Raw genomic sequence first — 24,878 nt, 5'->3', positions numbered from 1 at the left:
CCAATCCTGCACCCAAATCTCGGGCGCCGCGTGACGGACTGGTGCGGGCGAAGGGACTCGAACCCCCACATCTTTCGATACTGGTACCTAAAACCAGCGCGTCTACCAGTTCCGCCACGCCCGCATTCAGGGACACCGCAAGTCGGGCGCGTCTATAGCAATGCGGGTGCCGGGGGCAAGGGTGATGCGACTCGGCGGCGAAAGAGGCGGCCGGGTCGCTCCCATCAGGCTCACTCCGCGGGTGTCAACGGCTCCTCGCCCTCGACCGGCGCGCTGGCGTGGCTGGCGAGCAATTCGACCGGCGCCACGCTTTCGATTTCGCGCGCGCCGGTCTCGATGTTGAGATCCTTGAGCTTGCGCGCCGAAACCAGCGCCCGGCTCTCCATCGAGCTGGCGAAGGCGTTGAAATTCTTGACCGCCGTGTTCAGTCCGCTGCCGACGGTGCGCAGGTCCTGCATCGCCTTGGCAAGCCGGTCGTACAGTTCCTTGCCGAGCGAGCCGATCTGCGCCGCTTCCTTGGCGAGCATTTCCTGGCGCCATACCGCCGCGACCGTGCGCGCGATCGCGATCAGATTGGTCGGCGTCGCAAGCAGCACGCGCTTGTCGAAGGCGAAGTCCCACAGCGTCGGATCGTGCTCGAGCGCGGCCGACAGGAAATGCTCGCCCGGAACGAACATGATCACATAGTCGGGCGCGTCGTCGAACTGCGTCCAATACGCCTTGTTGCCCAGCTGGTTGACGTGGCTCTTCATCGCGGCGGCATGCTGCGCCAGTCCGGTCTGGCGCTCGCTCTCGTCCGCCGCGCCGAACGCATCCTGATAGGCGTTGAGCGAAACCTTGGCGTCGATGACCAGCGCCTTGCCGCCGGGCACCCGCACGATCGCATCGGGACGCAACCGCCCGCCATCCTCTTGCGTGACGCTCACTTCGGTCATGAAGTCGGTGTGTTCGGAGAGGCCGCAGGTTTCGAGCACGTTGCGCAACTGCTGCTCGCCCCAGCGCCCGCGCGACTTGGGAGCGTTGCGCAGCGAGTTGACCAGCTTCGCCGCCTCTTGGCTCACCCGCTCCTGCCCGATCCGCATCTGTTCGATCTGGCCCTTGAGCTCGCCGAACGCATCCCTTCGCTCGGCCTCGACCTTGGCGACCCCCTCCTCATAGCGCTGAAGTCGTTCGCTGACGGGTTGCAACAGCGCCCTCAGATTCTGCCCCGCGACCGTTTCCGATTCCTTGAACCGATCCTCGGCGCGCTTGAGGAACGCCTCCTGCGTTTCGGTCAGCATCGCCCCCGCAAGCTCCCGGAATTGCCCGGCCATCGTTTCGCGCGCAGCCTTGAACTCGGCGAGCCGTTCCTCGAACCCCTCCGCCTTGGCGCGCAGTTCGGTCAGCTGGAGCCGGGCCAGGTCACGCTCATCGCGGATCTCGTCGATCTGATCGCGCAACTGGGGCAGCTCCCGCGCCCGCTCCTCCGCAGCGGCAAGGTCTGCGATCGCCGACTTGAAATCGGCCTCGCGCCGGTCGCGCTCGATCCGCAATGCGGCCGCCGCGCGGCTCCCCAGAAACCAGCCCAGCAACGCGCCCACTGCCAACGCTACGATCAGCACAATTCCGATTTCGATCGACACCCGATACCCCGCTCAACGTTCACGCCCGACAATTTGCACCCGGCGAAAAAACGGAACATAGCTTGAACGAGGCGACCGCAACAGGGCCAATACGCTCGGCTCGCCCCATCCGGGGAGCGAGGTGCCGGGTTCAGAAGGCGTGGGCCAACCGATCGAGCATCGATCGCGCCGGACTGGTGACGGGTATGATCTGCTCCTGCGTCGCATCGAGACGGGCGACCCGGCGATACAGGTCGATGCTGGCGCCGATCAGATGTTGCGCCGCGACCGGCATCGCGTTTAGCGCCGCGTCCTCGGTCAGAGGCGCATCGCCCAGCCTGCGCGACGGATCATGCGCGTCGCGCTCGGCGATTTCCCCGGCAGCCACCGCACGCTGGGTCAGCAACCACGCGATGACGTGCATCAACCGTGTCGTCACCTTGAGCGATTCGCAGGAGAACACCACCCGGTCCATCGCCCCCAGCAGATCGCGCTGCTCGCGGCCGATCTCGTCGAAATAGCTTCGCGCCTCATCCGCGAGCAGCATCGCTTCGGTATAAAGCGAGTCGATCAAACGGCGATGCACCCGCGTCGCCGCACCCTCGACAGCCATGGCCCCGATCCCTGTCATAGGATGGACGCTGACAGAAAGAGTTCATTAACGAAACAGGATTTTGCACCGTCCTGCTGTCCCAAAGCGGCGCGACCGGTTCAGGCGATGATATCGGGGATCAACTGGTCCTCGAGCATCGCGATCTCATCGCGCAGCAGCAGCTTGCGCTTCTTCAGCCGGGCAATCTGCAACTGATCCGGCGTCACCGTGGAGACGAGCGCGTCGATTGCCACGTCCAGGTCGCGATGCTCGACCCGCAGCAGTTCGAGTCGGCGCAGAATATCGTTGTCGTCCATCAGCCCCTGCCATCGTCGAACTCGACCCGTCGCAGAACGCCGTTGCCTTGTCGATGGGGCGATTCGCAAGGGGCGACAAAGCCGGCGAATCGTGATTTACTCCCAAATCCCCCAACCAAGAGCAGGAGGATTGCTTCCATGCAAAACGCGCATCTCTCGGCATTGGAGGCCAAGCACGCGTCGCTCGATCAAAAGATCAGCGCCGAGTCGCGCCGGCCCCGCCCCGATCAGATGATTATCGCCGACCTGAAGCGTCGAAAGCTCAAAGTGAAAGAGGAAATCGCGCTGTCCTGAACTGTGCGCCGGGTTGCTCCGCTCCGGCGGGGCGGCCCTAGGGCACGCGGGACGCCGATCGATCGATGGCGCTCGCGATCACCGTTATCCTGCTACGAAAGACCGAAACAGCTAAACCCGGCTCAACCGCGAAACAGACGCGGTTTGGCGTAGGTCGGCGTGTGCTCGCCATTGCCAACCGGTTTGCGGGCCAGAAGCGGATCGATCTCACGATCGAAGGCGACCCCGATGCGCCCCTCGGCGCTCCAGGCGATTCGCCCGGGCGTCCAGCCGATACCACGCACGTTGATCTCGACCGGGGTGCCGTTCGTCACCCGCGCCGCATATTCGGCCATCAGCCCACCAGGGGACAGGTTGCGAACGCGCACCGGCACATCCGTCCCGTCTATCCGCAACGTCGCCGCCAGAAACAGGCTGTCTCGCGCAGCCGTTCGCTGGCTCGCGGGATCTTCGCTGTTATGGGCATTCAGGGGATCGGTGGAAAACTGGTCCATGTGCCGCTCTTGGTCGCTCCAATGCGCGATAGTAGAGCAGCAATCGCTATCCAAAGCGTTAACCGGCGCGGAAATTCCGAGCGCCGCGCGCAGATCATTCCTCGCGCGAAACCTTTTCATTCCGCTCGTGCCGTTCCTGCGCTTCTACGGTCATCGTCGCGATCGGGCGCGCTTCGAGCCGCGCGAGGCTGATCGGCTCGCCCGACACTTCGCAATAGCCATATTCGCCGTCCTCGATCCGGCGCAGCGCCGAATCGATTTTCGAAATCAGCTTGCGCTGGCGATCGCGGGTCCGCAGCTCGATCGACCAGTCGGTTTCGCTCGATGCGCGATCGGTCAGATCCGCCTCACGCAATGAATCGACCTGAAGCTGCGTCAGCGTGCCGGCGGCTTCGCGATGGATCGCATCCTTCCACGCCAGCAGCTTCTCGCGGAAATACTGGAGCTGTCGGGCATTCATGAACGGCTCGTCCGCGCTCGGCCGATAGCCGTCCGGCAGATCGTTCGCGGCCTGCGGCGTCTTTTCCGGATCGTCACGGTGATCGTAAACGGTCGCCATCCCACTCTCCACATCCGGAACCGGAAGGCGAAGCCGACGCGATCCCGCAATTGCCCGCGGGCCCTATATCCGGCCCAATTCAGTACCACAAGCTACCGAATCTTCAGATTCATGCGGCAAGCCGTTCATGCCGCGCGGGAAATTGACACGCCCTGAACCGGATCGCTCCGGTTTCCGCAGCGCGCGGAGACTATGGTTAATAGAAGCGTAAACAAAATGGGCATTGTGTCCCCCGGCGGAACATTAACCATAATATAGGCCAGCTGCCACCAAATATTCCCGCCGGAGCACCGTCAAAACTGGTTAACGCAGTTGAACTTAATAGTTTGTTCTGCACTTGTAGGCCAATGAGCCGCCCGGGTGTGGCAGGTGCAACCCCTGATTGGCTTTCTAGGACAAGAGAGTAGGCGATATGTCGGTTCGGATGGCCTTGGCGAAATTATGTGCATGCGCATGTGGCGGCGCAGTGATCGGCGGCGGCGCCGTCCACGTTGCCGAAACGCGTGCCGAGCGCGGCGTCGAACAGCGGCGGTCGGTCAAGCAGGCCGTGGTCAAGCGGCGCGTCGTCAAGCGCCCGCTGCGCAAACGTATCGTCAAGCGTACCGTGACGACCACCGCGCAGTGCCAACCCCAGGTCGTGACGGTGACGACGCAGGGAAGCGCGATCCCGCTCCCCCCGCCCACCTACGCGTCGAGCGGTGAAATGCCGATCGTCGGCGGCGGCGGTGGTGGCGGTGCGGCGGCGGCGACCGGCGTTACCGGCGGCGGCGGCGGCGGATTCGCCGGCGGATTTTTCGCAGGCGGATTCTTCGGCGGGTCGGGCGGCAGCAGCGCGTCGGGCAGCGGCGGCATCGTGATTTCGTCGACCTCCAGCTCCAGCGGCGGATCGACTTCCACCGGTGGGTCGTCGAGCGGCAATGTCAGCTCGACCTCGTCGGGCGATGTGTCATCGTCGACCGGGGGCTCGTCCTCGTCGACTTCCACCGGCGGACTTTCGAGCACCAGCACGTCGTCGACCGGTGGGTCCTCGACCAGCTCCGCTTCGGGCGGATCTTCGGGCAACGTGTCTTCCGCGTCTGGCGGTTCGTCGGGCAACGTATCGACCTCGGCCTCGTCTTCGGGCGATGTTTCCTCCTCGACCTCAGCTTCGTCGTCGGGCGACGTGTCCTCGTCGACATCGACCTCGGCAAGCTCGTCGGGTGACGTATCCACGTCCTCGTCCAACTCGTCGGCGTCGTCGAGCTCGGCTTCGTCGTCGGGCGACGTGTCGTCCTCGACCTCGAGCGGGTGGAGCACGTCGAGCGGCTGGAGCACGTCGACGTCGAGCAGCACGTCGACTTCGTCCGGAACGTCGAGCGGTACCTCGTCGGGCGGCCCGGAGCCGGTCCCCGCGCCGCCGATGGTTCTGCTGTTCGGTGCCGCCGCAGCGGCGCTGGTGGTGCGCAAGCGCTTCCAGAACCGCAAGGCGAAGGACGCCGCCGCCGAATAATCGGCAGCGGCGACCCGGGATCACTCGGCGTCGACCAGTGCCTTCTCGATGTCCGCGATCGGATGGCCGGTGAGGGTCTTGTCGATCTCCCCGGTCAGCCGCTCGCTGACTTCCTTGTGATAGTGTTTGCGTAGCTCGCCCAGCGTGCGGGGCGGCGCGACGATGATCAGCGATTCGAAATCATTCTCCAGCGCGCGCTTCTTCAGCAGCTCTGCGGTTTCAGCGGCGAACCGGTCCTCCTCCAGCTGGTGGAAATCGGTCTCCTCATAGGCGCTTCGACCTGGGCCGACGCTTGAGAAGCTGCGGCCCGGCGTATCGGTGCCCTGTTCGCGATCGGGCGGATTGTCCTGAACCCGCTTGCGCTCGACCTGAAGGTTGAGATGCACCGCATCGCCCTCGTTCCTCAGGAACAGCATCTTGCGGCCGTCGGCGACCACGATCATGGCGTTATGGGGAACCTGCATCGGCGTTTCTCCTTGTTATGGTGTATCCGATGAACGCACGCCGCGCGCTCCGGGTTGCCTCCGCCCGCGTGCCTCGCCATAGCCTGCCCCCATGCACGACATCCGCGCCATCCGTGAGAACCCCGAGGCGTTCGACGCCGCCCTCGCCCGCCGCGGCACCGAGCCGCAGGCCGAAATGCTCGTCGCGCTCGACGAAGCCCGCCGGGCGCTGACCACCCAGCAGCAGGAGGCGCAGAGCCGCCGCAACGAGTTGTCGAAACAGGTCGGACAGGCCAAGGCCGCGAAGGACGAGGCGCGCGCGCAGGCATTGATGGCCGAAGTCACCGGGCTGAAGGAGACGCTGGAAAATCTCAATCTGGCGCAAGGCGCGGCGGACGAAGCACTGCGCACCGCGCTCGCCGCGATCCCGAACCTTCCCGCCGCGGACGTGCCCGACGGCGCTGACGAGGATGACAACCAGCTTGTCCACGTCATCGGCACCCAGCCGACCTTCGACTTCGCCGCGCGCGAGCACGACGGCTTCGGCCCCGCACTCGGCCTCGATTTCGAGACCGGCGCGACGCTGGGTGGTTCGCGCTTCACCTTTTTGCGGGGGCCTGCTGCCCGCCTGCACCGCGCACTCGGCCAGTTCATGCTCGACACGCTGACCGGCGACCATGGCTATGACGAGTGCGTGCCGCCGGTGCTGGTGCGCGACGAGATCATGTTCGGCACCGGCCAACTGCCCAAGTTCGCCGAGGATTCGTTTCGCACCACCGACGGTCGCTGGCTGATCCCGACATCCGAAGTCAGCCTGACCAACAGCGTGCGCGAGCAGATCCTGAGCGGTGAGGAGTTGCCGCTGCGCCTCACCGCGCTCACCCCGTGTTTCCGCTCGGAGGCGGGCGCTGCCGGCCGCGACACGCGCGGTTTCATTCGCCAGCATCAGTTCGAAAAGGTCGAGATGGTCTCGATCACCGCTCCCGACCAGTCCGAAGCCGAGCATGAGCGGATGACCGCCTGTGCCGAGGATATCCTGACGCGACTCGGCCTCTCCTTCCGCCGGATGTTGCTGTGCGCGGGCGACATGGGGTTCAGCGCGACGCGGACCTATGACCTGGAGGTGTGGCTGCCCGGACAGGCGCGCTATCGCGAAATCTCGTCCTGCTCGACCTGCGGCGATTTCCAGGCGCGCCGGATGAACACGCGCTTTCGCACGGCCGAGGGCAAGCCCGCCTTCGTCCACACGCTCAACGGGTCAGGGCTCGCGGTCGGCCGCACGCTCGTCGCGGTGCTGGAGAATTACCAGCAGGAGGACGGAGCGGTCGCGGTGCCCGAGGTGCTTCAGCCGTATCTGCGCGGCGTCGACCGGCTCGAACCGGCGAAGTGAAGATCCTCCTCACCAACGACGACGGCGTCCATGCGCGTGGTCTCGAGGTGCTGGAGGCGATCGCCCGCACCCTGTCCGACGACATCACCATCGTCGCGCCGTTGGAGGAACAATCGGGCAAGGGCCGCTCGCTCAGCCTGACCGAGCCGGTGCGGCTGCGTCGCTTCGGCGAGCGCCGCTTCGCGGTCACCGGGACACCGACGGACGCGGTGATGATGGCGCTGGCGGAGATCATGAGGGATGCTCCGCCCGATCTGATCCTCTCCGGCGTCAATCGCGGCGCCAATCTGGGCGAAGACGTCAGCTATTCGGGCACCGTCTCCGCGGCGATGGAGGGTGCATTGGCGGGCATTCGCTCGATCGCGCTCAGCCAGCGCTACGCCACGCTCGCGCCCGGCGAGCGGGTCAGTTTCGACGCGGCGGAAGCGTGGGGCGAGCGCGTGCTGCGCCCGCTGATCGAAGCGACCTGGGCGCCGCGCACGCTGATGAACGTCAATTTCCCGCCTATTCCTGCGGCGGAAGTTCGCGGGATCAGGCCGGTGGGTCAGGGCCTGCGCGACTATGGGCGGCTCAAGCTCGACAAGCGAACCGACCCGCGCGGCTTCGATTATTACTGGTTCGGCCTTGGCCGTGTGCCCCACTCGCCGGTCGCCGATACCGACCTCGAAGCGATCGAACAGGGCTATATCACCGTCACCCCGCTGCATCTGGACCTGACGCATCGCGAATCCCTTGATATGCTAAACGCGACGTTTAGCTGATCCTGGGGAGGATATGGGGGGTAAGGTTCGTTTGAAGGCTGTGGTGGCGGTGCTTGCGCTGGCACCGGTGGTATCGGCGTGCATTCCGCAGCGGGCCGGCCCCGGCACCGGATATCGCGAGGTCGATCCTACCGCGGCCCCGCGCCGGGAAGCGGACGTCCCGGCCTTGCCCGCGCCGCGATCGGCCTGGGAAGCTCAGCCGGTCACGCCTGACGCCCGCGCGATCCCTGCCTCGACCTATATCGTCGCGCGCGGCGATACGCTGCGGGGGATCGCCAACAAGACCGGCGCCGGATCCGAAGCGATCGCCCGCGCGAATAACATCGCTCCGCCCTATGTCATCCAGATCGGCCAGCGCCTCTCCATCCCGGGCGGTCGCTATCACCTTGTCCGCGCGGGCGAGACCGGCATCGCGATCGCGCGCGCCTATGGCGTCGACTGGAGTCGGGTGGTGACCGAGAACGATCTCGCCGAGCCCTATATCCTGCGCACCGGCATGCGCCTGCTGATCCCCGGCGATCCGCGCACCATGACGCTGGAAGAGCGCGCCGCGGCGTTCCGGCTCGACATCGACGACATCGTCACCGGCGGCCAACCCGCGATCGCCGAGCGCGCCCGCCCGACCAAGCCGACCGCATCATCCGCACGCATCCTGCCGCCGAGCGCCGCTGTCGCCCCGCCGACGACGCTGACCGGGGGCTTCCAGTGGCCGGTGCGCGGCACGATCGTCCGCCGATTCGGCCCGATCGCCAGCGGCGAGCGCAGCGATGGCCTCAAGATCGCGGTGCCGCTCGACACGCCGATCCTGGCGGCAGCCGACGGCACCGTCGCCTATGTCGGCAGCGAAATCCCGGCGCTGGGCGGGCTAGTCATCCTTCAGCATGGCAGCGGCTGGACCAGCGTCTATGGCCATGCCGGGCAGTTGCTCGTCCAGCGCGGCCAGGCGGTGAAGCGCGGGCAGATGATCGCGCTGTCGGGTGACAGCGGAACGAACCGCCCGCAGTTGCATTTCGAACTGCGTCAGGGGCGCACCCCCGTCGATCCGTTGCCGAGATTGCCCCGCCGTTGAACCGTCGCAACCTTCCCACCCATGCCCCGCTCCGGCGCAAGTCGGGCGTGTCCCCGTGGGTCTCGATCGCCTGGCGCGTCGCCGCGGTGCTCGGCCTCTATGCCTTCGCCGTCGCCTTCCACTGGTTCGACCGCGAGGGGCTGCGCGACAATTTCGACGGGCAGATCAGCTTCCTCGACATCATCTATTTCACGATGATCTCGATCACCACGACCGGCTATGGCGACATCGTGCCGATTTCGACCGGGGCGCGGATGTTCGACGCGCTGGTGGTGACGCCGATCCGGATCTTCGTGATCCTGATCTTTATCGGCACGACCTATCAGTTCATCCTCAAACGCACATGGGACAAGTGGCGCATGGCGCAGATCCAGAAAACGCTGACCGACCACATCATTGTCGCGGGGTTCGGCAAGACCGGGTCCGATGCGGTCAACGAACTGATCGCGCGCGGCGCCCATCCCAACTCGATCGTCGTGGTCGATGGCAGCGAACAGGCGCTGATGCGCGCGGAGGAAGCCGGGTGCAACGTGATCGTGGGCGACGCCACGCGCGATCAGACGCTGCAGGAAGTGCGGATCGACCGTGCCCGCACACTGATCGTCGCCACCGGTCGCGACGACACGTCGATCCTCGTCACCCTGACCGCCCGCCATCTTGCGCCCAAGGTTCCGATCTCGATCATAATCAAGGCCGACGACAATGAATTCCCCGCGCGCGCGGCCGGCGCAAACACCGTCATCAATCCGGTCAGCTTCGCCGGACTGCTGCTCGCCGGATCGGTCCAGGGCACGCACGTCGCCGATTACATGCTCGACCTCGCCTCGGTGGACGGGCGCGTGCACCTGTCGGAGCGGTGCGTGACGCCGGACGAACTCGGCAAGCCGCTTTCCGCGATCACCACCGGACTTGGCGTCCGCCTCTATCGGGACGGGGCGCCCTTCGGCTTCTTCGAGCAGGAGGCTCAGAGCCTGCGTGAAGGCGACGTCATCGTCGAGATCGTCCCTGCGCAAGCGAATTGATCACCGGCGCGCAGCGAGCGACCATGAGGCGGCAACCTGGAACTTGAAGATCGGCGAATATTGGCGAGTCTCCTTCTGCGCCGCCGCGTCGAAATCGCTGTAGCTCGCCAGCCGCATCATCAGCAAATCCCCCGCATCGGACAGGAATGGGTACGCACGCCCGGGCTGGCCGGTCAGCAAAAGGCTGGTTCCCGCATACATCTGGTAATCGATCAGCAGCCGATCGCTCCCCGCGCCCGATTGCTTCGCGAGTGTTACGAGACGCTCGATCACGGGCACGACCCGATCCAGCCGTTGGGGGTACCTCTTGATCGTCAGAACGACCTGCCCGATCAGCAACTTGATGCGGAAAGACGCCGGGTTGGCAGGATTGATTGCCGCAGCCTCCAGCCGCTGGACATAGGGCTCCGCCTCGGCGAGCTTGCCTGCGTCGATCAAGGCCACGCCGAGCGTCGCCGCGGCCATATCGGTCACCGGTGACGTCGCTCCATATTGCCTCTCCACACTGGCGAGTTCTGTGCGCGCCGCTGCGACCGGGTCCGCCGCAGGGATGCTCGACCACCAGGCAACCCGCTCGCGCGCCTTTGAACCGGGTCTGGCCAACTTGTCGATCCGCGCGGCCAGCAATCGGGCTTCATCGATCCGATCCAGTCGACGGAGGGTGTTTGTAAGGCTGGCCATCGCGTCGAGGGCCAGCTCGCCGCTTTCCCCCTCCGCGCGCTCGAATAGCGCGAGCGCCTTGCGGAAAGCCGGCTCAGCCTCTCGATCGCGATCCATCGAATAATAGGCCATGCCGAGACACTCATGGACTCGACCGGACAACACCGCCGCTTCGGGGGTGTTGTCCGGTAGTTGGCCCGCGATTGGCGACAACAGATCGACCGCTGCCTGCCCCTGCCCCAAATTCCACTGCACGATACAAAGACCAACGGCCGAAATCACCGTGACGCGACCCGTCGGCCCTTGCAGTTTGCGCGCAACCGCCAGTCGCCGCTCCGCAGCCGGAAGATATTTCTGGAAGTTCGTCAGGCGGTCATAATAGCTGGTCACGGCCCCCAGCATTGCGAGCGCATCGATGCTTTCCGGCCCGACATTGCGGTCGATATATTGCTGAGCCCCAAGGATCACGTCTTCGACCTTGTCATTGCCCGCCGTAGCGACAAGCACCGCGACCGCCTTTGCCAGTTCGGCGCAGGCGTCACCGGTGGGACGCTCGGCCTTGCAGCGCTCGAATGCGGGAACGAAGCTTTCCGCCGCCGTGCCATAGTCGCGCCGTTCGAATGCGGCGATGCCCTCGGGCGGAACCGGCAGGCGCGCGGACTGATATGCCGTCGCAGGCGGGGACTGCACAGACCAACCGAGGCATAGCGCAGCGAGTGCCGCCCTTCTCCGCCATTGAACCGGAACCATCATCGCTCGTCCATCCGATACCGGACCTAGCCGGGTGAGACGTCACGCATTTACACCAGCCGCAAATGTGACCGTTCGCGCTGGTCGCGACAACTGACAATTGAGGGCAGGGCCGGACGCACGAGCGCCCCGCCCCTATCTTTTTCCACAGAATTGCCTATGTGCGCGGCCAATCATGGCAACGCGACTCCCCGAAGCCCCCAAGGTGGGCATGGTGTCGCTCGGCTGTCCCAAGAATCTGGTCGACTCCGAGCGTATCCTGACCAAGCTCCGTTCCGACGGCTATGCCATGTCGGCCGACTATGCCGGCGCCGACGTGGTGTTGGTCAACACCTGCGGCTTCCTCGACAGCGCCAAGGAAGAATCGCTCGAGGCGATCGGCGAGGCGATTGCCGAGAATGGCCGCGTGATCGTCACCGGCTGCATGGGCAAGGAGGCGGAGACGATCCGCGCCCGCTTCCCGAACGTCCTCGCCGTCACCGGCGCGCACCAATATGAGGAAGTGGTGGGCGCCGTGCACGACGCCGCGCCGATGCCTCCCAACGCTTTTCTGAATCTCGTCCCCGACAGCGGGCTCAAGCTCACGCCGCGCCACTACAGCTATCTGAAGATTTCCGAAGGCTGCAACCATCGCTGCGCCTTCTGCATCATCCCGGCGCTGCGTGGCGATCTGGTCAGTCGCCGCCCCGACGCGATCCTGCGCGAAGCGGAGAAGCTGGTCGCGGCGGGGACCAGGGAACTCCTCGTCATCAGCCAGGACACCTCGGCCTATGGAGTCGACATCCGCAAGGAGCCGCGGATGTGGAAGGGCAGCGAAGTCGTGCCCCACATGACCGATCTCGCCCGCGAACTCGGAAAGATCGCGCCGTGGGTGCGCCTCCATTACGTCTATCCCTACCCGCATGTCGATCAGGTCATCCCGCTGATGGCCGAGGGACTGATCCTCCCCTATCTCGACATTCCCTTCCAGCATGCCGCCCCCTCGGTGCTGCGCACGATGCGCCGCCCGGCCAACGAGGCGAAGGTGCTCGAACGCATCCACAAATGGCGTGAGATCGCTCCGGATATCGCGATCCGGTCGACCTTCGTCGTCGGCTTCCCGGGTGAGACCGAGGCCGATTTCCAGTATCTGCTCGACTGGTTGGATGAGGCGCAGCTCGATCGCGTCGGCGCCTTCTGCTTCGAACCGGTCGAGGGTGCCGCCGCCAACGACCTGCCCGGCGCCGTGCCGGAAGAGGTCAAGGAAGAGCGCTACGCCCGGATCATGGAAAAGACCGCAGCGATCAGTGCCGCGAAGCTGCAGGCCAAGATCGGCCGCACGCTGGAGGTCATCGTCGACGAGGTCGAGGACGACGGGGCCAACGCACGATCGCAGGCCGATGCGCCCGAGATCGACGGCACGGTTTTCCTGCGCGACGCCGGTCATCTCAAACAGGGCGACATCGTCCGCGTCGCGATCGAGGATGCGGACGAGCACGATCTTTACGGCGCGCCGCTGGCCTGAATTTCCGCCGCCTCCATTTCTCGCACCGCCAGCAGCGCGCCTTCCAGCGCGGCCAGCGCGGCGGGATTAGTCGGCTGGGCTCCATCGGTGAAATGCGGGGCGGCCATGCGATAGATCGCCTCGGCCAGCGCGCGCGGCGAATGCGCGACCGCGTCGAGTTCGACCTGCGCGTCCGCACCGCTGAAATGGTCGATCTCCTGCACGCGCACCCGGCAGCCGTGGACCGCGCGCGCCGACAGGCGCGTGCCACCGACGACACGCAAATCCACGCGCTCGAACGTCACGCGCGTCAGCCCCGGCTCGGCATTGCACGTGAATTCGAATCGGTGCGCCCCCGCCAGCATCGCCAGCGCGCCACGCAGCATGTCCCCCATCGCATCGGTGAGATAGCCGCCACCGAATTCGCCGGTGGCATCGCCAATGCGCACCTCGACGCCGTACCAGCCATAGCCGTCGATTTCGTAGCGGAAGGTGACATCGCCGGTCTCGATCCCCGAATCCCAATCCTCGATCCGGTCGTCGCTCGCGGGCTGCGGCACCTTGATCGGCTCCGGCGTGCCGGCCGGATCGGCGGCGATCGTGGCGAGCAATCTGGGGCGCCACCCCCTGCCCGCGTTCTCCAGCCGCTGCATCGTCGCGCGGGCACCGGCGACCGCCTCGTTCAACGCGTCCTGCCCGATGCCGAAGGTGAAATTATGCTCGACATGGCCCCAGCGCAGCCAGACATGCAGCCGCATCCAACCCGGCTCCGATCGCGACAATTTCAAATGCAGTGAGCCGCCCTGAGAGCGCAGCGCCGCAGCATCCACCGATCCTGCGGCAAACGCTTCGAGATCGCCCGCATAGGCGATGAAGTCCGAGCGCTGGACCATAGGGCCGCGAAACGCGAGGATGTCGAAGCTGCTTTCCCGCACCTCCGCAGCCATGTCGAGCCAAGTCTGCTTGCCGCCCTCTGCGATCCACAGCGACAGCCAGCCAAGTTTCAGATCGGGCGGCAATGCCGCTCTTCGCTCTGCGCCCGTCTCGATGCCCGCCACCGCGTTGCTCCCCGCCGCTTTTCCTTGAACTGCCACGTTCGGGCCCTAGGGTCCAAGCCATGATGCCGCGCACGCTCGCACTCGCCGCCCTGCCCGCGGTCTGGCTGACATTGAGCGGGGTTCAGCGCGAAGCGGGTATCCGCGGCGAGCGGGTCGATCCCCTGACGATTTCGGACGATGACTTCGCCCGGCATCGCGACCCGGCGACGTGGCGCGGACTCGCTGTGACGCGGATCGAATTTCGCGAGGAAAGAGGTGCCTGGCGCCTGTTCCGCATCGTCAATCTGAAGAAACCAGGCGGCCCGCTGTGGTTCGTACCGCACGATAATGAGAATGCCGGTTTCGAGGCCGCACTGGCTGGCGTTCGCACCTATGGCGGCGTGGTCATCGCGGTCGATTCGGGCATTGCGGAGGATGGCGTGCGCCGGAACGGAGCGGTCGATCGCGGGCGGCCGATCGACCCGAACCGTAATTTCCGCGACGGCACACCGCTCTACGCCAATACCATCCTCGCGGATTATCATCGCGGCGCCAGCCCGATCATCGCGCTGCACACCAATTCGGCCGGGTTCGACACCAGCGGATCGCGGTGCAACCGCTCCGATCCACCCGGGCGCGGTGAGGTATCGATCCGCTTCTGCGACGACATCATGCAGCCGCACCCGTCGCAGGCGCGCGACTGGCCGTTCGACGATAACGACACGCTCGCCTATGTTCCCTATCGCAACGGCACTTCGCCATTCTCCGCCTGGTGCGGGAAGGCGCTGGCGCTTGCCGACTTCAATGTCGTGTTCGAACGCGTGCGGGTCAGCGACGGATCGCTGTCCAACTATGCCCTGCTGCGCGGTATGCCCTATGTGAATTTCGAGACGCAGGAGCGCGGCCTCGACCCCGCCCGGCTCGCCGAAAGCCGCAATCGGCTGGTCGCGATGATCGACCGCGCGATGGAGCGCTGCACGGCGCCCACCACGCGTCTCGCCCGCTAGTTGCCGTCGCTCGGTCGCCGCCCTAGATCATCGGCGATGACCAATCTCTCCGCCCTGCTGCAGCCCGATCGCGGCCAACCTGCCCGCACCATCCACGTCGTGCATCCCGATACCTGGCAGGACTGGCTGAAAGGCCAGCCGCCGCGCGTGCGCGCCACGGTCGCCGCGCACAAGCTGACCGGCAAGGCGGGCAACCGCGCAGTGCTCCCGGGAGAGGCCGCGGACGACTGGTCGATGCTGCTGGTGTGCGACGAGGCGGAAACGTCGCCCTTCCGCATCGCCTCGCTTGGCGAACAGCTTCCCGAGGGCGTCTATCGCCTGGCATCGGGCGAGCCGGGTGCCGCGATGCTGGGCTGGGTGCTCGCCCAGTATCGCTTCGATCGCTACCGCAAGGACGGCGCCGCTCAGGGGCCCCGCGTCCTCCTGACCGGCGAGCCGGGGCGGATCGACGAAACCCTCCGTCTCGCCGAAGCGACATTCAAGGTCCGCGATCTCGTCAATACGCCCGCGGCGGATATGGGACCGGCGGATCTCGAGGCGGAAGTCGAAGCGATCGGCAAGGCGAACGGCGCCACCGTGACGGTGACGCGCGGCGATGCGCTGGAACAGGGCTATCCGATGATCCACGCCGTCGGCATGGCCGCAGCACGCGGGCGCGAGCCGCGGCTGATCGAGCTTGAATGGGGCGATCCCAGCCACCCGTGTCTCGCACTGGTGGGCAAGGGCGTCTGCTTCGACACCGGCGGGCTCGACATCAAGCCGAGCGCAGGCATGCGGCTGATGAAAAAGGATATGGGTGGCGCGGCTCACGCGCTGGCGCTCGCGGCGGTGGTGATGGCGCAGCGCCTGCCGGTCCGTCTCCACCTGCTCGTCGCCGCAGTCGAAAATTCGGTCGCGGGCAACGCTTTTCGTCCGGGCGACGTCCTCCGCACGCGCAAGGGGCTGACGGTCGAGAATACCAATACCGACGCCGAGGGTCGCCTGATTCTGGGCGATGCACTGACCAAGGCCGTCGAGGGCAAGCCCGACCTGATCCTTGACTTCGCGACCCTCACCGGCGCCGCGCGCGTCGCGCTCGGTCCCGACTTGCCGGCGCTGTTCGCGAATGACGACGCGCTCGCCGCGGCGATGCTCGATGCGGGCGATGGGGCGAAGGACCCGCTGTGGCGGCTGCCCTTGTGGGACGGCTATGACGAGATGCTGAAGTCGGACATCGCCGATATGGTCAATTCCCCCGACGGCCCCTTTGCCGGCCCGATCACGGCCGCGCTGTTCCTGCGCCGCTTCGTGCCGAAGGAGATCGCCTGGGCGCATCTTGACCTGTTCGCCTGGCGCCCTGCGGCCAAGCCCGGTCGGCCCAAGGGGGGCGACGCTATGGGGTTGCGCGCCGTCTGGGCGATGCTGAAGAAACGCTATGGCGCCTAGTCGGGACCCAGAACCGGCGCGTCGACCGTAACCCAGTCGAACTTGCGATCTTCATAGACCTGATAGGTGGGCGGTCCGAACGCGTGCGGATCGGCAAAGGCGCCCAGCGGGATCGCCACCTGATCGGGGACGCTCCGCGCGACATAGGCGATCGTCGCGCCGCACAGCAGGCAGAATCGGAAGTCGGCGAGCGCGCCGCTGTCGCTGGTAGCCGTATAGGTACGGGTGTCCCCGTTCACCGCCACAGCATCGGCGGGAAAGCGCGCCTGCGCTGCGAACGCGCTTCCCGACCGCAGCTGACAGGACAGGCAGTGACACACCGAAATCCGGATCGGCTCACCCTGGCATGTCGCCGTCACCGCACCGCACCGGCAACTCGCCTCGCGCATGTCTCGCTCTCCTGCTGCACCGCTACGGCTCGACTTCGCCGCACGCGGGCGGCAAGGTGAAGCGTATGACATCTCAACGCAATGGTGGCCGCATCCTGGTCGACAACCTCGTGGCCCAGGGCTGCGATCGTATTTTCCACGTTCCGGGCGAGAGCTTCCTGGCGGTGCTCGACGCGCTGCACGATGTGCCTCAGGTCGATCTGGTGACCTGTCGTCAGGAAGGCGGAGCGGCGTTCATGGCCTGCGCCGACGGGGCGATGACCGGGAAGCCGGGCATCTGCTTCGTCACCCGCGGCCCGGGTGCGACCAATGCCAGCATCGGCGTGCATGTCGCGATGCAAGATTCGATCCCGATGCTTCTGTTCATCGGCGATGTCGACCGCTCGATGCGCGACCGCGAAGGGTTTCAGGAAGTCGATTTCCCCGCATTCTTCGCCCCTCTCGCCAAATGGGCGACGCGGATCGAGGATGCGGCGCGGATTCCCGAATATGTCACGCGCGCCTGGAACGTCGCGATCAGCGGGCGGCCGGGGCCGGTCGTGATCGCGCTGCCAGAGGACATGCTGCTCGATGTCGTCGAGACGCTCGACCGCCCTCGCCTCACCCGCCACAGCGCCGGGCTCGATCCGGAGGACTTCACCGACGTCCTCGATCTGCTGCGTACCGCCGAGCGGCCGGTCGCGATCGTCGGCGGCGCGGGCTGGGATGTCGCGACCGGCGCGGCGTTCGATGCCTTTGCGCGCAGCTGGGGCATTCCGGTGGCAGGTGCGTTCCGGCGGCAGGATGCGATCCCGAACACGTCCCCGGCCTGGGCCGGAAATCTCGGCTATGGCCCCAACCCCAAACTGGTGGAGCGGATCAAGGCCGCCGACCTGCTGCTGGTGGTGGGCGCGCGGCTCGGCGAGGCGACGACCGATGGCTACACGCTCGTCACGCCCGATCATCCGGGCCAGACCCTGATCCACGTCCATCCCGATGCGAACGAGCTCAACCGGGTGTACCGTGCCGATTTCGGTATCGCCGCCCCAATCTTCGAATTCGCCGCGATGCTCGCCGCCGCCGATGCTCCCGAAACCCCGCATCCTGCCGCTGCTCAGGCGCACGACGCATGGCTCGACTGGTCGACGCCGCGTCCCCGCGCCGATGTGCCGCTCGACCTTGGCCAATGCGTCGCCGCGATGCGTGACCGGCTGAGCCCCGAACAGGCGATCATCTGCAACGGTGCCGGCAATTTCTCGGGCTGGTGGCACCGCTACTGGCGTTATGGCGCGCAGCCCGCCCAGTTGGCGCCGACGGCCGGCGCGATGGGATACGGCACTCCCGCCGCCATCGCCGCGGCGCTGCGCCGCAAGGACAGGCTTGCCGTCGCCCTGGCGGGAGACGGCGACTTCCTGATGAACGGCCAGGAACTCGCGACCGCCGTCCAACATGGCGTGGACATGCTCGTGCTCGTCATCGATAACGGCGCATACGGGACGATCCGCATGCACCAGGAACGCGAGTTTCCCGCGCGTCTGTGCGGCACCACGCTGCGCAATCCCGATTTTGCGGCGCTGGCACGCGCCTATGGTTGCTGGTCGGAAATCGTCGATCGCACGGAAGATTTCGCCCCGGCGCTGGACCGCGCTCTGGGGGAGCGCGGCGTGCGCCTGCTCCATCTGAAGACCGATGTCGAGTTCATTACCCCCGCGACGACGATCGCAGCGATCCGGGAATCGTCAGGCTGAGGCCGGGCGACGCGCGCTGAGCGCGGCGGTGATTGCGTCCATGGCCCAGCGTTCGCACAGCCCGACGGCTCGGGCGAACGCCTTCACGAAACCCTTGAGGTAGATGACCCCGGGGATGACGTCGAACCGTTCCGCCTCGATCGCGGCGAGATAGCGGATTGGCACCCGCGTCGTTTCGGCAACCTGCTCGATCGTCATCGCGCATCGCCGCCGCGCTTCGGCCAGCACGATCCCCACGCTGCCACGCGGTTCCACGCGCCAATCGCCTTTAGCGAATGGAAGTATCGGTTGTTCAGTCGTCGCGTTCATCGGCGTCAAGCCCCCCGGCTGGCTGACTATGCCCGGGTTTGTCCCGGACCATGGCCGCAACATGACTCGAATCGGTTGGCGAGTCGATACGACTCACCCAAGAAAAAGGGCCGTTTCCCGCAGAAAACGGCCCTAATTCGGGTTAACGCTGTTTCGAAGCGATCAGATGTCGTCGCCCAGGGCGCCCTTGACCTTGCCGGCGAACTGCTGGGCCTTGCCCTTGCCTTCCTGCTCGGCACCCTCGGCGCGGGTTTCGGGGTTGTTGCTCTCCTGCTTCGCCTTGCCGATCGCTTCGTTGACGTTGCCTTTGATCTTGTCGGTCAGTTCGCCCATGATGGCCTCCATCGAAAATGGTTTGCGTTCGGAGCATCAACCCGTGGAGATAGCGGGAAGTTCCGGAATTCACGCCAGAAATCGGGGATGAGACGCGTGCCGGACCGTATCTCCGGATTATATCAACGGCACGCCGCGGCATTTGACGCCGCGCGGCGCGGTAGTTTCCCCGAACGCATCTGGCTTGAGCGATTCGAACGGCATCTGCCCGCAGGGGCTGAGGTCCTGGACCTGGGCTGTGGCGGCGGCGAACCCATCGCCCGGTTCCTGGTCGATCACGGACACCATGTCACCGGGGTGGACAGCGCGATCACGCTGATCGAGCTCGCCCGCACCCGCTTCCCGCGCCACAAATGGATCGAGGCGGACATGATGCGCTTCGGCGCGGAGAGCTCCGCCTATGATGGTATCCTCGCCTGGTGCAGCCTGTTTCACCTCGAGGTGGAGCGGCAGGAAAAGCTGATCCGGCGGATGAGCGTCTGGTTGCGCAAGGGCGGCGTCGCGATGTTCAATACCGGTCCCGCACATCGCGTGGCGATCGGGCAGTTCGAAGGCGAGGAACTATATCATGCCAGCCTCGCCCCCGAGGAATATCGCGCAATCTTCGCCGAATGCGGGCTGAGCGTGATCAACAATGTGATCGAGGACGCCAGCTGCGGCGGCTTTACGGTGTGGTTGGTGGGGCGGACCTGACGCCAATTCCGCCAGCTTCGCTGATCATCCGCTAGATCAGCCCCGCCAGCGGGCTCGAGGGATCGGCATAGCGCCGCTGGCCCATCCGCCCGCTGCGATAGGCCATCCGCCCGCTCTCGACCGCCAGCCGCATCGCGCGCGCCATCAGGATCGGGTCCTTGGCTTCGGCGATCGCGGTGTTCATCAGCACGCCGTCGCAGCCAAGCTCCATCGCCACCGCCGCGTCGCTCGCGGTGCCCACGCCCGCATCGACTAGCACCGGCACCTTGGCGCCCTCGACGATCAGGCGGATGGTCACGCGGTTCTGGATGCCCAGCCCCGACCCGATCGGGGCGCCCAGCGGCATGATGGCGACCGCACCGACGTCTTCCAGACGCTTCGCCGCGATCGGATCGTCGACGCAATAGACCATCGGGAGGAACCCCTCCTTGGCCAGGATTTCGGTTGCGCGCAGCGTCTCGTGCATGTCCGGGTAGAGCGTCTTCGCCTCGCCCAGCACCTCCAGCTTGACCAGATCCCATCCCCCCGCCTCGCGCGCCAGCCGCAACGTACGGATCGCGCTTTCCGCGTCGAAACAGCCGGCGGTGTTGGGAAGGTAGGTGATCTTCTTGGGGTCGATGAAGTCGGTCAGCATCGGCGCATTGGGGTCGCTGACATTGACCCGGCGCACCGCGACCGTGACGATTTCCGCGCCCGACGCCTCGACCGCCGCGGCGTTCTGCGCGAAATCCTTGTACTTGCCGGTCCCGACGATCAGCCGCGACCGGAAGGTGCGCCCCGCAACGGTCCAGCTGTCGTCGCTGGTGGCGACATGATCGCCGCCACCGACGAAATGCACGATTTCGATCTCGTCGCCGTCACGCACCTGCACCTGCGCCAGCGTCGAGCGCGGCACCACCTCCAGATTGCGCTCAACCGCCACTTTCTCCGGGACCAGCCCTAGTTCACGGGCAAGATCGGCGAGTGAGAGCCCAGCCATGACGCGGCGATGCTCGCCATTGACGATGATGGTGATGGTGCCGTCGGCGTGCATGATTGCTCCTGCGCGGTTGAAACCTTGCCGCGCATATAGGAAGCATTGGGCGCGGCCAACACCGCCGCAGACAATGGAAGGATCGGCATGCCGCCCCTCTCCCGACGTCGCTTCATCGAAGGCGCCGCCTCGCTCACCGCCATCGCTCCGATGTCGGGCCGCGCGCAAACGATTACGCCGGACGCCGCCCCGACTGCTGCGCTGCCCGATCCGCGCCTGCTCCTCGCGATCCGCGACCATCTCGGCTATTCGGTCGGCTTCCGCCGCAAGTTTGGCACCGGCATCTATTCAGCGCCGGGGCGCGTCGTCCCCCAAAGCCAGTTGCTGATGACAGTCCGGTCGATAGCGCATCGATTACGCCTGCTCTCGACCGAGCAGCCGACATGCGCCCTGATCCACTGGCGCGAACCGGGCGGGAGGCTGCATGGCTGGCTGTTCGACGATACCGGTGCGATCGCGACGGGCAGCAGCGCGGAGTCCTACGACAGCATGGCATTCCTGCTCGACGCGCTGCGTGTCGATGCGCGCACCGCGACGCGCGCGCCGATCAAGCGTGGGGCAACGCGACCGCCGCCCCCGTCGGTCACCGCGCCGACCGATCCGCGCGCACAATTCGCCTGCGCCCGGGATCAGCTGCTTCCAGGCGCAATCGGAAAGGTGCTCGCGCAAGGGCGCGGCCGCCTGCTCATCCTTCCCGTCCGCGACACCGGATCGGCGCCGTATGCAGCGATGCCGCTGGGTGATGCGATGCTCGCCGACCGCTGGTCCACGGTGATCCTGCCCGATACCGAAATGCTCGCAGACCCGCGACGTGTGTTCGAAACCCGGCTGAATCCGCGCAACGCGCTCGTCGTCGGCAACCCCGACCTATCCACGGACCCGGCCTATCTATGGAGCGACCTGCCCGGCGCCGCGGAGGAAGCCACCGCGTTCGCCAAGATTTTCGAAGTACCGCCCACCCGGGTACTGACGGGCAAGGCCGCCACGCGCGAACGGGTGCTGGCGGGGATCGACGATTACGGCGAGGCGAGCATCGTCTATCTCGCCACCCATGGCCTGGCCAATTCGGTGAACCCCATGGACGGCAGTTTCATCGCGCTGGCCGACGGGCATCTCTACGGACGTGACCTGCGCACCAAGCGACTCGAGGCCTGGGCCGCATGGCATCCGCTCGTGATCCTCAGCGCTTGCCAGACCGCGCTCGGCAAGACGTTCGACGGGGGTACCTATGGCGTCGCGCGCGGCTGGGTAGCGGCGGGTGCGGGACAAGTCGTCGCGAGCCTATGGAATGTGAGCGACACCGCTACGCAGTTGCTGATGCTCCGTTTTGCCGATCACGCCTTCGTCAAGCGCAAGCTGCCCGAAGAGGCGCTCCGCCTCGCCCAGCTCGACGCGCGCAGCGCATTTGGCAACGATCCAGCGGCTTGGGCGAGCTTCACCCTCTTTGGCGCGCCTTCCGCCGTGGGCTAACTCCTCGACCTTCCACATCGACGGCGCTACAGCACGGCCACAATTTCGCGAGTGCAACGATGCCAGACTCCGCCACCAACATGATTTTCGTCCTCAACGGCCCGAACCTCAACCTGCTCGGCACCCGCGAACCGGAAATCTATGGATCGGATACGCTCGACGATATTGCCGGCATGCTCGAGGATCGTGGTCGCGAACTCGGCCTGACCATCGACATGCGCCAGTCGAATCACGAGGGGCATCTGATCGACTGGATGCACGAGGCGCAGGCAACCGGGGCTAAGGCGGTCCTGCTCAACGCTGCTGCGTTCACCCATACCAGCATCGCACTGCACGATTGCATCAAGGGCATTCGCACGCCGGTGATCGAGGTGCATCTGTCGAACCCGCACACGCGCGAGGAATTCCGCCATTTGAGCTATGTCGGTCGCGCCGCGAAGGGAACCATCGCCGGGTTCAGCGCGCTTTCCTACCTGCTCGCGCTCGAAGCCGCCGCGCGACTGTGATCCGGGACCCGTTTGCAAGCGGGTCCATCTTGACTAATAGGCGCGGTTTCCGGCGCGCCGGCTTGGGGCACGGGCGCGCGCACAGAATATTCGAGGTCGCATGAGCGAAGAACAGAAAAAGGGGATGCACGTCGATATCGAGCTGGTTCGCCAGCTCGCCGCCGTGCTGGACGACACCAACCTGACCGAGATCGAGGTCGAGGACGGCGACCGCAAGGTGCGCGTCGCACGCAAGGTCAGCAGCGCACCGGTCGCCTATGCTGCGCCTGCGCCGCTTCCGGCTCCCGCCGCTTCCGCCACCCCGGCAGCGATGCCGTCGGACCCCGCGTCGATCACCCCCGCGCACGAGAATGCGGTCAAGTCGCCGATGGTCGGCACCACCTATCTAGCCGCCGAACCCGGCGCCAAGCCGTTCGTCACGGTGGGGCAGCAGGTCAAGGCCGGCGATACGCTGGTGATCGTCGAGGCGATGAAGGTGATGAACCCGATCGCGGCGCCGCACGGGGGCACCGTCAAGGCGATCCTGGTCGAAAACGGCCAGCCGGTCGAGTTCGACCAGCCGCTCGTCGTCGTCGAGTAAGCCTGTGCCGGAGATCAAGAAGCTCCTGATCGCCAATCGCGGCGAGATCGCGCTGCGCATCCATCGCGCATGTCATGAAATGGGGATCAAGACGGTCGCGGTGCACTCCACTGCGGACGCAGACGCGATGCACGTCCGGCTCGCGGACGAGGCAATCTGCATCGGCCCGCCGGCGGCAGCGGAAAGCTATCTCAACATCCCCAACATCATCTCGGCGGCCGAGATCAGCGGCGCCGACGCGATCCACCCGGGCTACGGCTTCCTCAGCGAAAACGCCAAGTTCGCCGAGATCGTCGAGCTGCATAACCTGATCTTCGTTGGCCCCAAGCCCGAACATATCCGTACCATGGGCGACAAGGTCGAGGCGAAGCGGACCGCGGGCGCGCTCGGCCTCCCGCTCGTCCCCGGTTCCGACGGCGCGATCAGCGACGTGACCGAGGCGAAGGCGCTGGCGGAACGCATCGGCTATCCGGTCATCATCAAGGCCGCATCGGGTGGCGGCGGTCGCGGCATGAAGGTGTGCACCGACCCCGACCAGTTCGAGACGCTGATGCAGCAGGCCGGCAGCGAGGCGAAGGCCGCGTTCGGCGACGCAACCGTCTATCTCGAAAAATATCTCGGCAACCCGCGTCACATCGAGATCCAGGTGTTCGGCGACGGCAACGGCAACGCCATCCATCTCGGCGAGCGCGACTGTTCGCTCCAGCGTCGGCACCAGAAGGTGCTCGAGGAAGCCCCCTCCCCCGTGCTCGGCCAGGCCGATCGCGACCGCATCGGCAACATCTGCGCCAAGGCGATGGCCGACATGGGCTATCGCGGCGCGGGAACGATCGAGTTCCTGTGGGAAGACGGCGAATTCTACTTCATCGAGATGAACACGCGGCTTCAGGTCGAGCATCCGGTGACCGAAGCGATCACCGGCCTCGACCTGGTCCGCGAACAGATTCGCATCGCCGAAGGCCATGGCCTGACGCTCCGGCAGGAAGACGTCCAGTTCCGTGGCCATGCGATCGAATGCCGCATCAATGCCGAAGATCCCCGCACCTTCGCGCCGTCGCCGGGCCGGGTTAAGCAATATCACGCCCCGGGGGGCATGAACGTGCGCGTCGATAGCGGCCTGTATTCGGGCTACAAGGTGCCACCCTATTACGACAGCATGATCGCCAAGCTGATCGTATACGGCACCACTCGGCAGGGCGCGCTCCGCCGCCTGCGCCGCGCGCTCGAGGAGTTCGTGATCGAGGGCGACGGGATGAAGACCACCATCCCGCTGCATCAGGCGCTGCTCGACGTGCCGGAGTTCCAGCAGGGCGACTACACGATCAAGTGGCTTGAGGAATGGCTGGTGCAGCAGGACGCGGAGTGATCGCGCGACCGCTTGGCGCCCCGCGACCGACCATGGGGCGACGTCGCTGAACGCCCGCGCGTTCGACCCGCGGCTGGTC

28 protein-coding genes and 1 tRNA gene are annotated in these 24,878 nt (G+C 66.0%); 14 read left to right on the top strand and 15 right to left on the bottom strand.

Features of this window, described 5'->3' with window-relative positions; genetic code table 11:
* Positions 1-39: 39 nt before the first annotated feature.
* The 4 genes from ABS767_RS13815 to ABS767_RS13800 form a co-directional block, all read right to left on the bottom strand.
* Positions 40-124, bottom strand: a tRNA-Leu gene (locus tag ABS767_RS13815).
* Between the two features lie 106 nt (positions 125-230).
* Complete coding sequence (gene rmuC / locus ABS767_RS13810) at positions 231-1,622, bottom strand: DNA recombination protein RmuC (protein ID WP_408079324.1); 1,392 nt, start codon at positions 1,620-1,622, stop codon at positions 231-233.
* A gap of 130 nt (positions 1,623-1,752) precedes the next feature.
* Positions 1,753-2,214 (bottom strand): DUF1465 family protein, encoded by a 462-nt coding sequence (locus tag ABS767_RS13805; protein ID WP_408079322.1) that lies wholly within the window; start codon positions 2,212-2,214, stop codon positions 1,753-1,755.
* Between the two features lie 98 nt (positions 2,215-2,312).
* Positions 2,313-2,510, bottom strand: coding sequence for a YdcH family protein (locus ABS767_RS13800; RefSeq protein ID WP_408079320.1), 198 nt, complete (start codon positions 2,508-2,510; stop codon positions 2,313-2,315).
* A 138-nt stretch (positions 2,511-2,648) separates the two neighbouring features.
* Between ABS767_RS13800 and ABS767_RS13795 the strand changes: the two genes are divergently transcribed.
* Complete coding sequence (locus tag ABS767_RS13795; protein WP_408079318.1) at positions 2,649-2,804, top strand: YdcH family protein; 156 nt, start codon at positions 2,649-2,651, stop codon at positions 2,802-2,804.
* A gap of 122 nt (positions 2,805-2,926) precedes the next feature.
* On the opposite strand, the gene ABS767_RS13790 is transcribed toward ABS767_RS13795, so the two are convergent.
* The 5 genes from ABS767_RS13790 to ABS767_RS13770 form a co-directional block, all read right to left on the bottom strand.
* Positions 2,927-3,298, bottom strand: a complete 372-nt coding sequence (locus ABS767_RS13790) for a PilZ domain-containing protein (RefSeq protein ID WP_408079316.1) — start codon at positions 3,296-3,298, stop codon at positions 2,927-2,929.
* 94 nt (positions 3,299-3,392) lie between these two features.
* Positions 3,393-3,857, bottom strand: a complete 465-nt coding sequence (dksA, locus tag ABS767_RS13785) for an RNA polymerase-binding protein DksA (RefSeq protein ID WP_408079314.1) — start codon at positions 3,855-3,857, stop codon at positions 3,393-3,395.
* A 439-nt stretch (positions 3,858-4,296) separates the two neighbouring features.
* Positions 4,297-4,485 carry a hypothetical protein gene (locus tag ABS767_RS13780; RefSeq protein ID WP_408079312.1) on the bottom strand — a complete coding sequence of 63 codons (189 nt, stop codon included), beginning with the start codon at positions 4,483-4,485 and terminating at the stop codon, positions 4,297-4,299.
* Between the two features lie 56 nt (positions 4,486-4,541).
* The gene (locus tag ABS767_RS13775) at positions 4,542-5,303 is read right to left on the bottom strand and encodes a hypothetical protein (protein ID WP_408079310.1); all 762 of its coding nucleotides are present in this window, start codon (positions 5,301-5,303) and stop codon (positions 4,542-4,544) included.
* Positions 5,304-5,366: 63 nt separating this feature from the next.
* The gene (locus ABS767_RS13770; RefSeq protein WP_408079308.1) at positions 5,367-5,810 is read right to left on the bottom strand and encodes a host attachment family protein; all 444 of its coding nucleotides are present in this window, start codon (positions 5,808-5,810) and stop codon (positions 5,367-5,369) included.
* Between the two features lie 91 nt (positions 5,811-5,901).
* On the opposite strand from ABS767_RS13770, the gene serS reads away from it, so the two are divergent.
* From serS to ABS767_RS13750, 4 genes are read left to right on the top strand one after another with little or no spacing between them, the layout of a single operon-like run.
* On the top strand, positions 5,902-7,179 hold the full coding sequence (serS, locus tag ABS767_RS13765) for a serine--tRNA ligase (RefSeq protein WP_408079306.1): 1,278 nt from the start codon (positions 5,902-5,904) through the stop codon (positions 7,177-7,179).
* Entirely contained in the window at positions 7,176-7,940 is a 765-nt protein-coding gene (gene surE / locus ABS767_RS13760; RefSeq protein WP_408079304.1) for a 5'/3'-nucleotidase SurE, read from the top strand. Before serS ends, surE begins: the two co-directional genes overlap by 4 nt.
* Positions 7,941-7,953: 13 nt before the next feature.
* Positions 7,954-9,009 carry a peptidoglycan DD-metalloendopeptidase family protein gene (locus ABS767_RS13755; RefSeq protein ID WP_408079302.1) on the top strand — a complete coding sequence of 352 codons (1,056 nt, stop codon included), beginning with the start codon at positions 7,954-7,956 and terminating at the stop codon, positions 9,007-9,009.
* The gene (locus tag ABS767_RS13750; RefSeq protein WP_408079300.1) at positions 9,006-10,031 is read left to right on the top strand and encodes a potassium channel family protein; all 1,026 of its coding nucleotides are present in this window, start codon (positions 9,006-9,008) and stop codon (positions 10,029-10,031) included. Before ABS767_RS13755 ends, ABS767_RS13750 begins: the two co-directional genes overlap by 4 nt.
* Here the strand turns inward: ABS767_RS13750 and ABS767_RS13745 are convergent, their stop codons facing one another.
* Positions 10,032-11,381, bottom strand: a complete 1,350-nt coding sequence (locus ABS767_RS13745) for a tetratricopeptide repeat protein (protein ID WP_408079298.1) — start codon at positions 11,379-11,381, stop codon at positions 10,032-10,034. It lies immediately after the preceding gene.
* A gap of 235 nt (positions 11,382-11,616) precedes the next feature.
* Between ABS767_RS13745 and rimO the strand changes: the two genes are divergently transcribed.
* A complete protein-coding gene (gene rimO / locus ABS767_RS13740) occupies positions 11,617-12,945 on the top strand; it encodes a 30S ribosomal protein S12 methylthiotransferase RimO (RefSeq protein WP_408079296.1) in 1,329 nt (442 codons plus the stop codon).
* Here the strand turns inward: rimO and ABS767_RS13735 are convergent.
* The gene (locus ABS767_RS13735) at positions 12,924-13,982 is read right to left on the bottom strand and encodes a hypothetical protein (protein ID WP_408079294.1); all 1,059 of its coding nucleotides are present in this window, start codon (positions 13,980-13,982) and stop codon (positions 12,924-12,926) included. The two genes, rimO and ABS767_RS13735, sit on opposite strands and share 22 nt — an antisense overlap.
* A gap of 59 nt (positions 13,983-14,041) precedes the next feature.
* Between ABS767_RS13735 and ABS767_RS13730 the strand changes: the two genes are divergently transcribed.
* Together ABS767_RS13730 and ABS767_RS13725 are read left to right on the top strand one after the other, a co-directional pair.
* Positions 14,042-14,968 (top strand): hypothetical protein, encoded by a 927-nt coding sequence (locus ABS767_RS13730; RefSeq protein ID WP_408079292.1) that lies wholly within the window; start codon positions 14,042-14,044, stop codon positions 14,966-14,968.
* 36 nt (positions 14,969-15,004) lie between these two features.
* The gene (locus tag ABS767_RS13725) at positions 15,005-16,393 is read left to right on the top strand and encodes a leucyl aminopeptidase family protein (protein ID WP_408079290.1); all 1,389 of its coding nucleotides are present in this window, start codon (positions 15,005-15,007) and stop codon (positions 16,391-16,393) included.
* On the opposite strand, the gene ABS767_RS13720 is transcribed toward ABS767_RS13725, so the two are convergent.
* Positions 16,390-16,782 (bottom strand): GFA family protein, encoded by a 393-nt coding sequence (locus tag ABS767_RS13720; protein ID WP_408079288.1) that lies wholly within the window; start codon positions 16,780-16,782, stop codon positions 16,390-16,392. The genes ABS767_RS13725 and ABS767_RS13720 overlap by 4 nt on opposite strands.
* A gap of 65 nt (positions 16,783-16,847) precedes the next feature.
* On the opposite strand from ABS767_RS13720, the gene ABS767_RS13715 reads away from it, so the two are divergent.
* Positions 16,848-18,509, top strand: a complete 1,662-nt coding sequence (locus tag ABS767_RS13715) for a thiamine pyrophosphate-binding protein (RefSeq protein ID WP_408079286.1) — start codon at positions 16,848-16,850, stop codon at positions 18,507-18,509.
* On the opposite strand, the gene ABS767_RS13710 is transcribed toward ABS767_RS13715, so the two are convergent.
* Together ABS767_RS13710 and ABS767_RS13705 are read right to left on the bottom strand one after the other, a co-directional pair.
* A complete protein-coding gene (locus ABS767_RS13710; protein WP_408079284.1) occupies positions 18,501-18,764 on the bottom strand; it encodes a helix-turn-helix domain-containing protein in 264 nt (87 codons plus the stop codon). The genes ABS767_RS13715 and ABS767_RS13710 overlap by 9 nt on opposite strands.
* Positions 18,765-18,980: 216 nt before the next feature.
* The gene (locus ABS767_RS13705) at positions 18,981-19,151 is read right to left on the bottom strand and encodes a CsbD family protein (RefSeq protein WP_408079282.1); all 171 of its coding nucleotides are present in this window, start codon (positions 19,149-19,151) and stop codon (positions 18,981-18,983) included.
* 96 nt (positions 19,152-19,247) lie between these two features.
* On the opposite strand from ABS767_RS13705, the gene ABS767_RS13700 reads away from it, so the two are divergent.
* On the top strand, positions 19,248-19,844 hold the full coding sequence (locus ABS767_RS13700) for a class I SAM-dependent DNA methyltransferase (protein ID WP_408079280.1): 597 nt from the start codon (positions 19,248-19,250) through the stop codon (positions 19,842-19,844).
* 31 nt (positions 19,845-19,875) lie between these two features.
* On the opposite strand, the gene thiS is transcribed toward ABS767_RS13700, so the two are convergent.
* Positions 19,876-20,877, bottom strand: a complete 1,002-nt coding sequence (thiS, locus tag ABS767_RS13695; RefSeq protein ID WP_408079278.1) for a sulfur carrier protein ThiS — start codon at positions 20,875-20,877, stop codon at positions 19,876-19,878.
* Between the two features lie 87 nt (positions 20,878-20,964).
* Between thiS and ABS767_RS13690 the strand changes: the two genes are divergently transcribed.
* The 4 genes from ABS767_RS13690 (at position 20,965) to accC (ending at position 24,799) form a co-directional block, all read left to right on the top strand.
* Positions 20,965-22,347 carry a CHAT domain-containing protein gene (locus ABS767_RS13690; RefSeq protein ID WP_408079276.1) on the top strand — a complete coding sequence of 461 codons (1,383 nt, stop codon included), beginning with the start codon at positions 20,965-20,967 and terminating at the stop codon, positions 22,345-22,347.
* 59 nt (positions 22,348-22,406) lie between these two features.
* Positions 22,407-22,853, top strand: coding sequence for a type II 3-dehydroquinate dehydratase (gene aroQ / locus ABS767_RS13685; RefSeq protein ID WP_408079274.1), 447 nt, complete (start codon positions 22,407-22,409; stop codon positions 22,851-22,853).
* A 100-nt stretch (positions 22,854-22,953) separates the two neighbouring features.
* Positions 22,954-23,433 (top strand): acetyl-CoA carboxylase biotin carboxyl carrier protein, encoded by a 480-nt coding sequence (gene accB / locus ABS767_RS13680; RefSeq protein WP_408079272.1) that lies wholly within the window; start codon positions 22,954-22,956, stop codon positions 23,431-23,433.
* Between the two features lie 4 nt (positions 23,434-23,437).
* Positions 23,438-24,799, top strand: a complete 1,362-nt coding sequence (gene accC / locus ABS767_RS13675) for an acetyl-CoA carboxylase biotin carboxylase subunit (RefSeq protein ID WP_408079270.1) — start codon at positions 23,438-23,440, stop codon at positions 24,797-24,799.
* The last annotated feature ends 79 nt before the right edge of the window (positions 24,800-24,878 follow it).

It is taken from the genome of Sphingomonas plantiphila (assembly GCF_046000505.1).
Classification (GTDB): Bacteria; Pseudomonadota; Alphaproteobacteria; order Sphingomonadales; family Sphingomonadaceae; genus Sphingomonas; species Sphingomonas plantiphila.
Note: the sequence above shows the minus strand (reverse complement) of the source record. Positions and strands in the feature narration are given on the sequence as shown.